Here is a 13985-nt window from a genome sequence, read left to right on the forward strand (position 1 = left end):
GGCTCAGAGGCCGTGCACAAAGTGCAGCAGGTCCTCCCGGCGCACCTGGTCCAGGGCCTCGTAACGCTGGCGCACGGGCAGCGCCTCGCCCCCATGCCATCGGACCGCCTCGTTCACGGTGCGGGCTCGGCCGTCGTGGAGGAACCGGGCATTCGCCGAGGCGGCCACCAGGCCGATGCCCCAGAGCGGTGGCGTGCGCCACTCGCTGGGCTCGGCGCCCAGCTCCTTGACCCCGTCGTCCAGCTCGGCGCCCATGTCGTGCAGCAGGAGATCGGTGTAGGGGTAGATCAGCTGGTTCGACAGGCTGGGAAACGCGGTGCTGGTGCCGGTGCGCAACACGGGGCGGTGGCACTGGGCGCAGCCGATCTCGGTGAACACCTTGCCGCCCCGCTGAAACCGGGCCAGGTCGTCGTGCCGGCGCGCAGGCACCGACAACCCCGTCATGAACCGGGTCATGTTGTCCAGCGACTCCTCAGCGACTTCGGGGGTTCCGCCGTTGGCTTCGCTGTTGCACAGGGTCTGGTTCGCGGTGCAGTTTTCGGCCAGGTGCAGCGACGTGGTCAGGCCCATGTCCTGGTGCAGCGCGCCGGCGATCTGGTGGCGCAGGCTCTGGTTGATCGCCTTCCAGCCAAAACGGCCCAGGCTGCCGTCGGGCAGCCAGTGTGGCCGGCCTGAGATGCCGTTGCCGTCGGCGTCACTGGCGTCCGCGAACTCCAGAAGCTGGGTCTGCGGCACCAGGTCGAGCAGGCCCATGCCCATGAGGTGCGGTGAAAGGCGAGGTCCGAGGTGCATGCCCGCTTCCAGCGGCGTGCCGAGCACCGACAGCGCGAAAGCGATGTCGCCACCGTCGAGCGGGTCGCTCCAGGTGACGGTACCCTCGGGCGAACCAGCGGTGGAGCGGTCCTGCAACTGGCCACCGTAGGTCGCCGACACGCCACCCTCGCGATTGCCGATGCGAAACAGCATGCCGCGACCGATGGTGCCGCCGGCCACGAGGCTGGGTGCGCGCCCGTTCTCGACGTGGCACGCCGTGCAGGCGTCGGCGTTGAAGAGCGGGCCGAGCCCGTCGAGCACGGCACGTGCACCGGGTGCGGGCGTCCATTGCGCAACAAACAGCTCGCGGCCTTGGGACAGGCCCAGGCGTTCGCTGATGAAGAGTCCGGGCGAAAACTGCAGGAACGGCATGCCGCCCGCCCCGCTGGCGGCGGTGGCCGAGCCGCCCACCCCCTGCCACGGAACATCACTGGAGCCGAACACCGGGTAGGCCACGCCTTCGTAGCTGAAATCCCGCAGGTTGGCCGTGATATGGGCTTTTTCTTCTTCGCTGGCGGTGTAGAAGTGGTAACCCAGCCGGGTGTTGAAGAAGCGGTGCAGTGAGCGCAGCGTGGTGTGCGAGGTGGCGCCCACGTGGTAGGCCACGCCTTCGAAGGTGTAGTGCGGCAGGCTGGCCACGATCTGGCCGCGTTCGTCCTCGCTCGCGGTGTAGAGGTGGTAGCCGGTCTGGGTGTTGTAGAAGCGGTAGACCGGCTTCGTCTGCCCGCTGGCCGTCGCGTACGCGTGGAAGGCCGCGCCCTCGTACTGGTAGGTGTCCGACAGCTGGGCGATCACCGCATCGCGCTCCTCGACCGAGGCCGTGTAGAAGTGCCCCCCGCGCTGTTTGATGAAGAAGCGGTAGACCGCGACCCGGTCAAAGGACTCGGCGTAGAAGAACTGGTCGGCCTGGGTGCTGAAGGCCTTCGCGGCGGCGGCACCTGTGGTCCCGACACCCGCCCCCGGCGCGCCCGTCCCGCCCCCGTCGAGGAGCTCGGTCGCCGGGATGGCCTCCGCCCCGAATGCAATCGATGCGCCGTCGGCATGGCGCTCCACCGGCTCCGCGTCAGTGGCCGCCGAGCCGCCACAACCCACGACCCACCATGTCAATGCGGCCACCGCCAGCGCCGCGCGTCCCACGCGCCAGATCATGGGAACACCACGCCGATGGGTTCCACGTAGGCCCAGGTGTTGATGGTGCTGGGCCCGCCGCCGAGCGAGGCTTCGAAGCTCCAGCCCAGCGACGCGATGTCGCCTGTCGATTTCAGGACCACCCAGTGGGAAGCGCCAGCCCCGACATCCAGCACGCCCGTGAGCGTGCCTGAGACCAATTGCGGCGATGGCAGGTTGGCGGTCGGAAAGTCGGTGCCCGAATTGCCCAGGCGCTGGCCCCAGCGATAAGGAACGCCCACCTCCTTCATGACCCAGCTGGTGTTGCCGTTGGCCCAGACGCGCCGGGACGAACCGGCCGGCAGCGAAGGCAGTGCGGCCGGCGTCACCACCGGGGACGCCCAGTCGCTGGTGAGTTGTGCGCTGGCGTTGAGGCCCCAGCCGATGACCGCGCCGGACTCGGTGAGGGCCAGCACGTGGTCGCGGCCATTGGCCAGCATCACCACCGGGGCGCTCAACGGCACGAGCACGGGCGAGGTCTGCGCGGTGGTCGAGGTCGATACCGTGCCCAGCCCCAGGTTGCCGTACTGGTTGCGTCCCCAGGCCCAGACGCGGCCCTGGTCGTCCAGCGCGTAGGACGTGGCCGCGCCCGCAGCGACCTGGATCACCTGTGCGTCGGCCGGCAGCCCCTGCACCTGCACCGGGCAATCCTTGTCCGTCGTGCTGCCGTCACCGACCTGGCCGAGGCCGTTCTCACCGAACGCCCAGACCGTGCCGTCGCCCTTGAGTGCCAGACTGTGGTCGTATCCCGCCGCGATGGTGATCACGGACGACAGGGCCGTGACTTGCGTCGGAATCAGGCGGTTGGCCGTGTCCGGGGTCGGGCCGCAGGCGCCGACGCCCAGCTGCCCGGAGGCATTGGTGCCCCAGGACCAGACCGTGCCCGCGTCGTCGAGCATGAGCGAGAAGTTCTGGTTGAACACCAGCGACACGGGTGCCCCGGCCGCGTGCGGGATCTGGCGCATCGAGGTCGGGTGGATCGCCTCGCCCTGGCTCAGGGTCGAGGTGTCGCCGAACCCGAGCTGGCCCGCGTTGTTGCGGCCCACGGTGTAGAGCAGGCCGTTCCTGATCGCGCCGGAGTGGGAGCCGCCGCCCGCGACCCGCGAGCCCAGGTAGGCCGTCGCGGGGGATTCGAGGCGGTTGCCGGCGTGGTCTTCGGCCACGATGGTGTAGCTGTTCAGGCCGGCCTTGAGGGGCAGCTTGGCCGTGAACGTGCCGGCCGTGACGGTGGCGGGCACCGTCTGGCCGTCGATCCGCAGCGTGACGGATTTCACCGCCAGGTTGTCACCCACCTTGCCACTCACGTGGGCCTGCGTGGTGGGCACGCTCTCTCCAGCGGCCGGAAACACCTCGCTCAGCACCGGCGCCGAGGTGTCGGCCGATGGCAGCACGTGGTAGGCCGTGCCTTCGTAAATGTGGCTCGCGCCCGCCGCGATGAGCTGGTCGCGCTCGCTCTCGCTGCGGGTGTAGAAGTGCGTGGCGTTGACGGGGTTGTAGAAGCGGTACGCCGGCACGAAACCCGGGGTCGCCGTGGGGGCCGCGTAGTAGGCAACGCCTTCGGGAATCAGTTCAGGGATGTTGGCCTCGATGTACGCCTTCTCCGCTGCGCCCATGGTGTAGAAGTGGGTGCCGCTGACGGTGTTGAAGAAGCGGTGCACCGGGCTGAGCCCAATGACCTGCGCCGAGTGGGCATGGAATGCCGTTCCTTCAAAGACGTAGGTCGGCAGGTGGGCGATGACCGCGTCGCGCTCTGCGGTGTCGGCGGTGTAGAAGTGCGACCCCTGCGCCGGGTTCCAGAACCGGTAAACGGCTTTCTGGGTCCCCGTGCTGGAAAGCGCCTTGCGGGCGGTGCCCGTGGCCGCTTTCTGGGCCGCGGCCATCTCGGTCAGGTTCAACTGGCCGGCCACCGCCAGCCGCTCGGAGAGGCTGGCCACGGTTTGTCCGTCGGAGGCGCTGGACGCCGCGTCCTCGGCGGCGCTGCCTGATCCATGGCTGGTCTGGACCTCTTTGGACGTGGCGTCGTTGGGGCTTGATCCGCCTCCACACGAGGCGAGGACCACGCTGGCCAGCGCGGCCGACAAAACGACTTTGAGACTCATGGCTTGTGTTCCTTGGTTGCAAAAAATGGGGTTTGCAAGCAATTGTAATGCGACTTACTCTCATTCGTATTGCTTTGAAAAAACCGAAAGCCCCACAACCATCACGCCAACAGCGTCACGCCAATCGCATGGCATTTCAACGATTTGATCAAATATTCGACAAAAACTGCCTCATGGCAAATAATCGGCCCAACATTTGATCAAACAACAGCCATGCACCCGAAACAAGACATTCAGGCCTTCCTGGCCGAACACCGCATCCACGAAGTGGAGTGCGTGATCCCCGACATGACGGGCATTGCCCGGGGCAAGATCCTGCCCAAGGACCTGTTCCTCAACTCGGGCCACATGCGCCTGCCCAAGAGCGTGCTGCTCAACACGGTGAACGGCCAGCAACCCGACAACGCCGCCTTCGTGGGCGACACCGACCCCGACATGGTCTGCGTGCCCGACCTGACCACCGCGCGCATGGTGCCCTGGGCCGCCGAGCAGGTGGCGGTGATCATTCACGACTGCGAGGAGTTCGACGGCTCGCCGGTGGGGCTCGCCCCGCGCTCGGTGCTGAGGCGCGTGCTCGCGCTGTACGAGGTGCAGGGCTGGCAGCCGGTGGTGGCACCCGAGATGGAGTTCTACCTGGTGGCGCGCCACCAGAACCCGCACGAACCGCTGCAGCCGCCGCTGGGCCGCACCGGCAAGCCCGAGGCCGGGCGCCAGTCGTATTCCATCGACGCGGTGAACGACTTCGACCCTTTCTTCCTGGAGCTCTCGCGCTTCTGCGAGGTGCACCGGTTGGGCGTGGAAACGCTGATCCACGAGGCGGGCGCCGGCCAGATGGAGATCAACTTCACCCACGGCGACGCGATGGACCTGGCCGACCGGGTCTTCCTGTTCAAGCGCACGGTGCGCGAAACCGCGCTGCGCCACGGCATCTTCGCCACCTTCATGGCCAAGCCCATGGAGGCCGAGCCCGGCAGCGCCATGCACATCCACCAGAGCATCCTCGACGCGACGACGGGCCAGAACATCTTCAGTGACGAAGCTGGCGCGGCCACACCCGCCTTTCGCCACTACATCGCCGGCCTGCAGCGCTACGTGCCGCAGATCATGCCCATGCTCGCGCCCTACGTGAACTCGTACCGCCGGCTCTCGCGCTTCATGTCGGCGCCGATCAACGTGCAGTGGGGTTACGACAACCGCACCTGCGGCATCCGTGTGCCCGAGTCCGACCCCGCCAACCGCCGGCTGGAGAACCGCGTGCCGGGCGTGGACGTGAACCCCTACCTGGCCATGGCCGCGACGCTGGGCGCCGGTTACCTCGGCATGGTGGAAAAACGCCTTCCCTCCGAACCCATGAAAACCAGCGCCTGGGACATGGACTTCGAGCTGCCCAGCCACATGGAAGACTCGATCCGCCGCATGCGCGAGTGCGAGCCGGTGCGCGACGTGTTCGGCGGCGCCTTCATCGACGCCTTCCTGGCGGTGAAGGAGCTGGAATACGCCACCTACAACCGCGTGATCAGCTCCTGGGAGCGTGAACACCTGCTGTTGCTCGTTTGAGGATTTCGCCATGGACATGCACACCACGACCCCACAGCGCGCCAGCCGCCATGGCATTCACTGGCCGCGCGCCCTCGCCTTTCTCGCCCACGAACGCCGGTCGTTCGTCGAGCGCAACCCGGCCTCGGCCGCCCTCGCCGCACAGGCGAGCGAACACCTGCTGTTCGGCGTGCCGCTGCACTGGATGAGCGACTGGGGCACGCCGTTTGCGCTGCACGTCTGCCAGGCCAGCGGCGCTCAGGTCACCACCGTGGACAGCCACCGGCTGGTCGATTTCTGCCTGGGCGACACGGGCGCCATGTTCGGCCATTCGCCCACGCCCGTGGCTGCGGCTCTGACGAAACAAGCGACGCGCGGCTTCACGACCATGCTGGCCACGGCCGACGCCGCAGCGGTCGGTGCCCTGCTCGCCGAGCGCTTCGGCCTGCCCATGTGGCAGTTCGCCATGAGCGCGACCGACGCCAACCGCTACATCGTGCGCTGGATCCGCGCCGCCACCGGGCGCCAGAAGATTTTGGTGTTCAACGGCTGCTACCACGGCACCATCGAAGACGTGTTCGTCGATCTGGTGGACGGCAAGCCGGTGCAGCGCGGCAGCCTGCTCGGCCAGGTGCACGACCTGACCGAACACACCGTGGTGGTCGAGTTCAACGACCTGGCCGCACTGGAAGCCGCCCTGAAACAAGGCAATGTGGCCTGCGTGCTGGCCGAGCCGGTGATGACCAACATCGGCATGGTCCTGCCCGAACCCGGCTTCTGGGCCGAGGCGCAGGCCATCATCCGCCGCCACGGCACACTGCTGGTGATGGACGAAACCCACACCATCAGCACCGGCCCCAGCGGTTACGCCCGCGCGCATGGCATTCAGCCCGACGCGCTCGTGCTCGGCAAGCCGGTGGGCGGCGGCATGCCCTGCGCGGTCTACGGCATGAGCGCCGATCTCGCGGCCCGGGCCGTGAAAGCCAAGCAGGACGCCCCGCCCGGCCACAGCGGCATCGGCACCACGCTCACCGGCAACATGCTGGCCATGGCCGCCATGCGCGCCGCGCTGGGCGAGGTCATGACGCCCGATGCCTACGACCACATGCTGGCACTGGCCGAGCGGCTGGCCGCTGGCTTGCGCACGGTCATCGCGAGCCACGGTCTGCCCTGGTGCGTGACCCAGGTCGGCGCGCGCACCGAGTTCCAGTTCTGCGCCAGCCCGCCGCGCAACGGCAGCGAGGCCGACGGCGTGCTCGACGGTGAACTGGAGCACCTGATCCACCTCGGCCTGCTCAACCGGGGCGTGATGATCACGCCCTTCCACAACATGATGCTGGTCTGCCCGCAGACCACGACCGACGACGTCGCGCAACTGATCGGTGCGCTGGACGAGGTGCTGACCGAAATAGCTGCTTCTCATCAAACATGAATCGACCGCCAGAAAGTCAGCTCTTGGCCAAAGTCCTTCTGCTGGTGATCGCAGCGGGTGCAGGGGCCATCGCGACGCTCGCCCTGGTTCAAGAAGGGTGGAATCTGGGCTCGATCGTCTTCCTTCTCGTGGCGGCGACCGCTCTCTGGGGTGCTGTTTCGTCGTCGTCCGCCGTGCGGCAGTTCATCACCGACCTGTTCTCCGGCTGACATGAAAACGCCCGCACCAACCCAGCAAGACCAAACCTACGCGCGCCTGCGCCAATGGGTCACGGTGGGCCAGTTCCTGCCCGGCGAGCGGCTGAAGATCCACGCCATCGCCGAGAAGCTGGGCGTGGGCGTCATGCCGGTGCGCGCCGCGCTGCAGCGGCTGGCGGCCGAGGGCGCGTTGGTCAACGTCCCGCACGCCGGCATGACCGTGCCCAAGCTCTCGCTGGCCGAGTTCGACGACGTGCTGCAGACCCGGCTGCTGCTCGAAGGCGAGGCCGCCGAGCGCGGCGCGCACCGGCTGGACGCGGCCGGCGTGGCCGAGCTGCTGGCGCTGGAGCAGCGCATGCGCGACGCGCTCAGGGTCAACGACGCCAAGGGCTACCTCAACGCCAACGAGCTGTTCCACCTGCGCCTCTACCAGGCGGCGGCCTCGCCCACCCTGCTCTCGCTGATCGAAACCGTGTGGCTCAAGGTCGGGCCGCTGTCCAACAAGCTGTTCGAAGTGCCGGCCTCGCTGCGCGTGGTCAACGAGGCGCACGGCGACGCGGTCATGGCATTGCGCCTGAAAGACAGCGCGGGCGTGCGGCGCGCAATTGAAAAGGATTTGTTCGTCGCCGGGCAGTTTCTCAGGCCGTTCTGCGCCTGAACGCTCCGACCGACATCGGGCTCAGCCGCGCAACCAGATGAAGGCCGCCAGCAGGCCGATCATCACCGGCTGGTGGACCAGGTAGTAGGTAAGGCTCCAGCGCCCGAGCGTGACCAGCCCACGCCGCAAACCGGTCGACGGCGCATCACCCGCGCCCAGCCAGCCCGGCCTGTTCACCAGCGCCCAGCGCCCCGCCGCCACGCCCCACCACATCACGCCCAGCCAGGGCAGCACCGGGGCGTAGTCTTCGGTGATGGGCAACTGGCTGATGAAGCCCAGCGCGTTGAATCCCGGCTGGTTCAGGAAAACCAGCGACGGCAGCGCGCCGATCACCAGCGGCGCGACCCACTTCATCGAGATCGCCAGCGCGCCGAGCGGCCAGAGCCAGCCGCCCCACCCCGCCGTCAACCGCACCAGGATCAACATGGCAGCGACGCCGTGCAGGATGCCGAAGTAGATGAAGGTGTCCGGGAACATCAGCCAGGAACCGAAGCTCACCAGCAGCGCACCGCCCGCCACCTGCGCCCAACGTTTCCAGAAGCGCGCCCAGCCCAGCCCCTGGTGGAACGCCACCGCCTGCGACAGCCCGGCGGTGAACAGGAACAGGCTCACGATCGCCGACCGCTGCCAGGTCCAAAGCGGGTCGTTGTGGAAGTCCTGCGTGATGAACCCGAAGTGGTTGAGGTCGAAGCAGAAGTGGAATGCCGTCATCCACAACATCGCCGCTGCGCGCAGCAGGTCGATGCGGTCGAGGCGAGGCGACGGCAGCCTGGGCACCACCAAGCCTCAGCCCCGACTGGACTGGTGATGGATCGCCAGCAGCAGCTGGGCCAGCTCCCGCGGCGCACTGACCATCGGGTCGTGCCCGGTCGCCAGCTCGTGCACCTTCCAGCCCGGTTCGCTGCGCACCCGCTTTCTCGCCGCATCGATGGTCGGCAACGGTGGGTTCGTGCAGTCGATGAAGCTGTGCGGCACGGCCCACACCAGCGCCGGGTCGAAGTTCAGCGGCTCCTGATACAGCCGGAACGGCTGCGGTGTCTGGCGGCGGTTGACCCAGTCACGGTCGGCGCCTTCGAGGCCGAACACGCTCGCGTCCGGCGGCGGGAAGCTGAGGCCACCGCTGGCCTGGCCCTCGGCCACGCGTTTGGCCACGGTTTCGGGCGAATGGGGCGAGCTCCAGCTGCTGCCCGGCGTCGGGATGCCCGCGTCCAGATAAACCAGGTGCCGCAGCAAGCCGGGGTGCGAGCGCTGCAGACGGTCGGCCACGCAGGTGATCAGGTTGCCGGCGTAGCTGTGGCCGACCAGCACCACGCGCTGCAGCTCTTCGGCTTCGATCAGGCCGACCACGTCCTGAATGTGGGTCTGAATGCCGACGCTGGGGCTCAGCAGGTGCGCGCGCTCGCCCACGCCGGTGAGGGTGACGGCGTGGGTGTCCACGCCCGCGCCGCGCAGCAGCGGCAGCACGCGCTTCCAGCACCAGGCGCCGTGCCAGGAACCATGGACCAGCACGATGGCCGTGCTCGAAAGATCAAGGGGTGCAGACATGCGGGTTCTCCGGGACAATATCGGGCTGTTTTCAACGGGTGGTTTTCACCGATTGCTCGCCCGATTCTGCACTGTCCATTTGTCGATTTCATTTATCGATTCACCATGCTGCCCCATCAACTGGAACTGCTTGCCCCCGCCCGCGACGCCACCATCGGCATCGAGGCCGTGAACCACGGAGCCGACGCGGTCTACATCGGCGGGCCCAGCTTCGGCGCCCGCACCAGCGCCGACAACAGCGTGCAAGAGATCGCCCGTCTCGCAAAATACGCACACCGCTTCAACAGCCGCATCTTCGTGACGATGAACACCATCCTGCGCGACGACGAGCTGGAGCCCGCGCGCAAGCTGGCCTGGCAGCTGTACGACGCGGGGGTGGACGCGCTGATCGTGCAGGACATGGGCCTGCTGGAGATCGACCTGCCGCCCATCCAGCTGCACGCCAGCACGCAGACCGACATCCGCACGCCCGAAAAGGCCCGCTTCCTGCAGGACGCGGGCCTCTCCCAGATCGTGCTGGCGCGCGAACTCACGCTGCAGCAGATCGCCGCCATCGACGCCGCGCTGGGACCGAAGGACGCGCCCGGCCGCGCCATCCTCGAATTTTTCGTGCACGGCGCGCTCTGCGTGGCCTACAGCGGCCAGTGTTTCATCAGCCACGCCCACACCGGCCGCAGCGCCAACCGCGGCGACTGCTCGCAGGCCTGCCGCTTGCCGTATGAGGTGAAAGACAGCCAGGGCCGCATCGTCGCGCACGACAAGCACGTGCTCTCGATGAAGGACAACAACCAGAGCGACAACCTGCGTGAGATCATCGACGCCGGCGTGCGCAGCTTCAAGATCGAAGGCCGCTACAAGGACATGGCCTACGTCAAGAACATCACCGCGCACTACCGCGTGCTGCTCGATGACATCCTGGAAGAGCACCCCGAACTCGCCCGCGCCAGCAGCGGTGAATGCACCTTCAACTTCCAGCCCGACCCCGACCAGAACTTCAACCGCGAGTTCACCGACTACTTCGTGCAGGGGCGCAAAGAAGACATCGGCGCTTTCGACACCCCCAAGAACCCGGGACGCCCCATCGGCTTTGTCACCCAGGTCGGCCCCAACTTCGTGGAGCTGGAGACCGACGACATCGACACCGTGATCCACAACGGCGACGGCCTGTGTTACCTGGACCTGCAGAAGGAACTGGTGGGCCTGCAGATCAACCGGGCCGAAGCCACCGGCAAGAAGGGCATGTGGCGAGTGTTCCCCAAAGACCCGATGCCCGGGTTCAAGGACCTGCGCAAGGGCGTGCAGGTCAACCGCAACCGCGACATGGACTGGGTGCGAGGGCTGGAAAAGAAATCGGCCGAACGGCGCATCGGCGCCTGGATCACGCTGATTGAGGAGGCCGACGGCCTGCAACTGACCGTCACCGACGAAGACGGCCACAGCGGCAGCGCCATCCTGCCCTGCGCACTGGACAACGCCAAGGACCCAAGCCAGGCCGAGGCCAGGCTGCGGGAAAACCTCTCCCGCCTCGGCGACACGATCTTCCAGCCGCTGGACGTGACGCTGCACCTGAACGGCCCGCGCTTCGTGCCCGCCTCCCAGCTCAACGCCCTGCGCCGCGACGCCATGGCCCAGCTCGAAGCTGCCCGCGCCGCCGCCTGGCACCGCCTGCCCCGCGACACGCCGGTGCAACCGCCCGCGCCCTACCCCGAAGACACCCTCACCTACCTCGCCAACGTGTTCAACCACAAGGCGCGCGACTTCTACGCGAAGCACGGCGTCAAGGTCATCGCCGCAGCCTATGAGAGCCACGAAGAAGAAGGCGAGGTCAGCCTGATGATCACCAAGCACTGCGTGCGTTTCAGCCTGAGCCTCTGTCCCAAACAGGCCAAGGGCGTGACAGGCGTGCAAGGCACGGTGAAGGCCGAGCCCATGCAGCTGATCAACGGCAAAGAGAAGCTCACCTTGCGCTTCGACTGCAAGCCCTGCGAAATGCACGTGGTGGGCAAGATCAAACGCAGCGTGATGAACGCGGTGCCGGAGAGTCCGGTGAGGTTTTACCGGACACGGCCGGTGACGGCAGCCATAGGTAGGTGAGGCGAATCAGGTAGAGGTGCCCTGGTTCTTTGTGACCTGCTCTTGCACAAGATCGAGCAGCGCCTGCAACTCGGCCACCATCGGCTCCGCATCAGGAAGCTGTAAGCCATTGATTCCGTAAGAGTATCGGAGATGATACGGATGACCATGTATCGCCGCCAAACTCAAGGCCCATACGGGCAATTGCTGCGAAATCGGGAGCCCTTCGATTCGAGCCAGGTCCCAAAGGTGTTCAAGGTTGTGCCGGATCTCAAATTCCTTCTTCAGCTTCGAATCATCACCGTTTCTGGAGATGAAGGCTTTCAGCGTGCACTCCAACACATGCGCAGACACAAGGGCCAATGCAAGCCTCGACGATGACTGGGTGGCGAGAGTGTGGGCCCCACCGATCATTCCGTATGCCACCCCCAGATAGGTGTCCGGGGGTTTTGGGTGCACGATTTGCAGGCTACTGAGGTCGATTGCGAAGTTTGTTATTTGGGTTGTTGCCATCTTTCATCCTTCGAATTTGACCTCAATGATCTACAAATCAATCTGCGCAGGACATGAGTCAACCTGTTCTGGTGTCTTGCATACAAAGCTACTCGTCCTCCCGAGCCTCCACCACCAGCTGACGAACCCGCACCCCCTTAACCGCCGTCACAGCCCGCACGCGCAAGCCCTGCTCCGCTTCCAGCCGCACCCGCTGGTGGTACTCCAGCCCGTCGGTCTGACCCGGGTTGTGGGCGGGGATGCGGCGTGACCACTGGCGCTTTCCATCGAACTCCACCGTCAGCTCCAACCAGGTGCCCTCGCCTTGCGGCGGCACGTCCACCAGCAGGCTGGCATCCACGTCGAACACGCGGGCGCGGCCGTTGAGGCCGGGGATGTTCAGCACAGCGACGCTGTCGCTGCTTTCGACGCACCAGTGTTCTGGCGAATGGCGGGGTGGATGGTTGTGTCCAGATTTCATGTCGCTCGCACTGTAGTGCAAGCCCGAGCGCACACCCTCGAAACCGCCCATGTGTAAACAACCGTAGCCGCTGAAAAACCGGACTATCGCCTGCCTATACTTCCTTTTTCATTACTTCAGGGAGTTCTTGATGCGTCTCACCGGTCGTTCCATTGCGCTTGCCCTTTCCGCTGGCGGGCTCCTGGTCGCTCTGACCGCATGTGCTGCCACAGGCGGGCCAGCGGTCAATCAACCGGGCGAGTTCACGGGCAAGATCGTCGGCCCACTCGAATTCGGCCAGCCCGGTGAAGGCGCCGGTCTGAAGGCCTACGGCCTGGAATTGGCAACGCCCCTGACGCTCAACGACAAGGCCGAGTGCGGCGAGCAGACCACGGCGGTCCTGGCGGTGGAAAGTGCTGCGGTGGCTGCCTACGTCGGCAAAACGGTGGTTCTTCGCGCAACGCCGTATTGCCGCGTCAGTCGTTCGGGCAAATACCACCTAAAGGACGTCTCCGTCCGCTGACGCGAGCCGCCCCGGTTTCATGGCGGGTGGCGCGCATTGATCGCCACATTTCATCAGGGAGAGAACAACATGGGTGACCCCCACAAAATCACCGGCTTGATCCGGACCGAAGGCAAAACCCGCGTCTACCAGATGGACGACGGGTCGGTCGAGACGCGCGAAGGCGGCACCGTCTCCTGGCGCAACAACAACCCCGGCAACCTCAAGTTCGAGTACGCCAACAGCGCCGACAAGACCGTTCACACGGCACGGACCAAGGACGCCGCCCTGACGGCCGCTCAAGGGCGGTACGAGGGGATCGTGGCACTGGACCAGTGGGGCAATGCGGTGTTTGAAACGGAAGCCGCCGGCCGGGCCGCCAAGGCGCAGTTGCTGCGCAACAGCCACGGCGACAAGACCATTCCCGAGATGCTCAAGGGCTATGCGGTGGACGACTACACCGGCAAGGCCAACACCGACGCCTATGCCCAATCGGTCTACGCCGTGGGCGACGCCCAGGGGGTTGATCTGCGGGGCAAAAAGATCCAGGACCTCAGCGAGAAAGAGTTTGGGGCGCTGCTGGATGGCATGAAAAAGGTCGAGGGCTTTCAGGAAGGCACTGTGACGCGCACCCAGCCGCGCGCGGACGCCGGACCTGAAGCACTGAACCCCGGGCAGCAGAAGGTTCACCAGATGGCCTCCACGGCACTGGGGCTCCAACTGGGCGCCACGCACTCACCGGCACAGATCGACGCTCTCGCCCGTTCGGCCGCAGCGGTCGCGGCCGAAAATGCCGGGCGCGGTGACGTGCAGGGCGTGTTCTTGAGCAAAGACCAGCAGACCATTGCGCTGAAGCAGGCGTTCGGTATCAGCGAAATCGGCGTGCAGGAAGCGCTGAACCGTTCGCCCACCGATCCAGCCCCGAAGGCCGCCTCCAACGAGGGGCCGCAGCCCACCCTGCATGCGCAGCCGGACACGCCGCAGATGGCGGCGCAGTCGCGGTAGGCCCCG

13 protein-coding genes are annotated in these 13985 nt (G+C 66.4%); 7 read left to right on the forward strand and 6 right to left on the reverse strand.

Going from position 1 to position 13985, the window contains the following annotated elements:
- Positions 1 to 3: 3 nt before the first annotated feature.
- Together IM738_RS08480 and IM738_RS08485 are read right to left on the reverse strand one after the other, a co-directional pair.
- Complete coding sequence (locus IM738_RS08480; protein ID WP_236965432.1) at positions 4 to 1962, reverse strand: di-heme oxidoredictase family protein; 1959 nt, start codon at positions 1960 to 1962, stop codon at positions 4 to 6.
- Positions 1959 to 4079: an RCC1 domain-containing protein gene (locus IM738_RS08485; protein ID WP_236965433.1), complete on the reverse strand. Its 2121-nt coding sequence runs from the start codon at positions 4077 to 4079 to the stop codon at positions 1959 to 1961. Before IM738_RS08485 ends, IM738_RS08480 begins: the two co-directional genes overlap by 4 nt.
- Before the next feature lie 213 nt (positions 4080 to 4292).
- Here IM738_RS08485 and IM738_RS08490 point away from each other — a divergent pair, with 213 nt between their 5' ends.
- From IM738_RS08490 to IM738_RS08505, 4 genes are read left to right on the forward strand one after another with little or no spacing between them, the layout of a single operon-like run.
- On the forward strand, positions 4293 to 5636 hold the full coding sequence (locus IM738_RS08490) for a glutamine synthetase family protein (RefSeq protein WP_236965434.1): 1344 nt from the start codon (positions 4293 to 4295) through the stop codon (positions 5634 to 5636).
- A gap of 10 nt (positions 5637 to 5646) precedes the next feature.
- Positions 5647 to 7047 carry an aspartate aminotransferase family protein gene (locus tag IM738_RS08495; RefSeq protein WP_442908498.1) on the forward strand — a complete coding sequence of 467 codons (1401 nt, stop codon included), beginning with the start codon at positions 5647 to 5649 and terminating at the stop codon, positions 7045 to 7047.
- Between the two features lie 23 nt (positions 7048 to 7070).
- A complete protein-coding gene (locus tag IM738_RS08500; protein ID WP_236965435.1) occupies positions 7071 to 7256 on the forward strand; it encodes a hypothetical protein in 186 nt (61 codons plus the stop codon).
- A gap of 1 nt (position 7257) precedes the next feature.
- A complete protein-coding gene (locus IM738_RS08505) occupies positions 7258 to 7902 on the forward strand; it encodes a GntR family transcriptional regulator (RefSeq protein WP_236965436.1) in 645 nt (214 codons plus the stop codon).
- 21 nt (positions 7903 to 7923) lie between these two features.
- Here the strand turns inward: IM738_RS08505 and IM738_RS08510 are convergent, their stop codons facing one another.
- A complete protein-coding gene (locus IM738_RS08510; protein ID WP_442908516.1) occupies positions 7924 to 8622 on the reverse strand; it encodes a heparan-alpha-glucosaminide N-acetyltransferase in 699 nt (232 codons plus the stop codon).
- A gap of 66 nt (positions 8623 to 8688) precedes the next feature.
- Positions 8689 to 9447: an alpha/beta fold hydrolase gene (locus IM738_RS08515; RefSeq protein ID WP_236965437.1), complete on the reverse strand. Its 759-nt coding sequence runs from the start codon at positions 9445 to 9447 to the stop codon at positions 8689 to 8691.
- A 105-nt stretch (positions 9448 to 9552) separates the two neighbouring features.
- On the opposite strand from IM738_RS08515, the gene IM738_RS08520 reads away from it, so the two are divergent.
- The gene (locus tag IM738_RS08520) at positions 9553 to 11541 is read left to right on the forward strand and encodes a peptidase U32 family protein (RefSeq protein ID WP_236965438.1); all 1989 of its coding nucleotides are present in this window, start codon (positions 9553 to 9555) and stop codon (positions 11539 to 11541) included.
- Positions 11542 to 11547: 6 nt separating this feature from the next.
- Here the strand turns inward: IM738_RS08520 and IM738_RS08525 are convergent, their stop codons facing one another.
- Together IM738_RS08525 and IM738_RS08530 are read right to left on the reverse strand one after the other, a co-directional pair.
- A complete protein-coding gene (locus IM738_RS08525) occupies positions 11548 to 12033 on the reverse strand; it encodes a hypothetical protein (protein ID WP_236965439.1) in 486 nt (161 codons plus the stop codon).
- A gap of 88 nt (positions 12034 to 12121) precedes the next feature.
- Positions 12122 to 12493 carry a hypothetical protein gene (locus tag IM738_RS08530; protein WP_236965440.1) on the reverse strand — a complete coding sequence of 124 codons (372 nt, stop codon included), beginning with the start codon at positions 12491 to 12493 and terminating at the stop codon, positions 12122 to 12124.
- A gap of 130 nt (positions 12494 to 12623) precedes the next feature.
- On the opposite strand from IM738_RS08530, the gene IM738_RS08535 reads away from it, so the two are divergent.
- Both IM738_RS08535 and IM738_RS08540 read left to right on the forward strand, forming a co-directional pair.
- Entirely contained in the window at positions 12624 to 12995 is a 372-nt protein-coding gene (locus IM738_RS08535) for a hypothetical protein (RefSeq protein ID WP_236965441.1), read from the forward strand.
- A gap of 69 nt (positions 12996 to 13064) precedes the next feature.
- A complete protein-coding gene (locus tag IM738_RS08540) occupies positions 13065 to 13979 on the forward strand; it encodes a hypothetical protein (protein WP_236965442.1) in 915 nt (304 codons plus the stop codon).
- Positions 13980 to 13985 lie beyond the last annotated feature (6 nt).

It is taken from the genome of Hydrogenophaga sp. SL48, assembly GCF_021729865.1.
In the GTDB taxonomy this organism is placed as follows: domain Bacteria; phylum Pseudomonadota; class Gammaproteobacteria; order Burkholderiales; family Burkholderiaceae_C; genus Hydrogenophaga.

Excerpts from the sequence above, each read along its gene's own strand:
- IM738_RS08540 (WP_236965442.1), top strand. The coding sequence starts at position 13,065 with ATGGGTGACCCCCACAAAATCACCGGCTTGATCCGGACCGAAGGCAAA.
- IM738_RS08505 (WP_236965436.1), top strand. The coding sequence starts at position 7,258 with ATGAAAACGCCCGCACCAACCCAGCAAGACCAAACCTACGCGCGCCTG.
- IM738_RS08485 (WP_236965433.1), bottom strand. The coding sequence starts at position 4,079 with ATGAGTCTCAAAGTCGTTTTGTCGGCCGCGCTGGCCAGCGTGGTCCTC.
- IM738_RS08515 (WP_236965437.1), bottom strand. The coding sequence starts at position 9,447 with ATGTCTGCACCCCTTGATCTTTCGAGCACGGCCATCGTGCTGGTCCAT.
- IM738_RS08490 (WP_236965434.1), top strand. The coding sequence starts at position 4,293 with ATGCACCCGAAACAAGACATTCAGGCCTTCCTGGCCGAACACCGCATC.
- IM738_RS08480 (WP_236965432.1), bottom strand. The coding sequence starts at position 1,962 with ATGATCTGGCGCGTGGGACGCGCGGCGCTGGCGGTGGCCGCATTGACA.
- IM738_RS08520 (WP_236965438.1), top strand. The coding sequence starts at position 9,553 with ATGCTGCCCCATCAACTGGAACTGCTTGCCCCCGCCCGCGACGCCACC.
- IM738_RS08510 (WP_442908516.1), bottom strand. The coding sequence starts at position 8,622 with ATGTTGTGGATGACGGCATTCCACTTCTGCTTCGACCTCAACCACTTC.
- IM738_RS08530 (WP_236965440.1), bottom strand. The coding sequence starts at position 12,493 with ATGAAATCTGGACACAACCATCCACCCCGCCATTCGCCAGAACACTGG.
- IM738_RS08535 (WP_236965441.1), top strand. The coding sequence starts at position 12,624 with ATGCGTCTCACCGGTCGTTCCATTGCGCTTGCCCTTTCCGCTGGCGGG.
- IM738_RS08525 (WP_236965439.1), bottom strand. The coding sequence starts at position 12,033 with ATGGCAACAACCCAAATAACAAACTTCGCAATCGACCTCAGTAGCCTG.
- IM738_RS08495 (WP_442908498.1), top strand. The coding sequence starts at position 5,647 with ATGGACATGCACACCACGACCCCACAGCGCGCCAGCCGCCATGGCATT.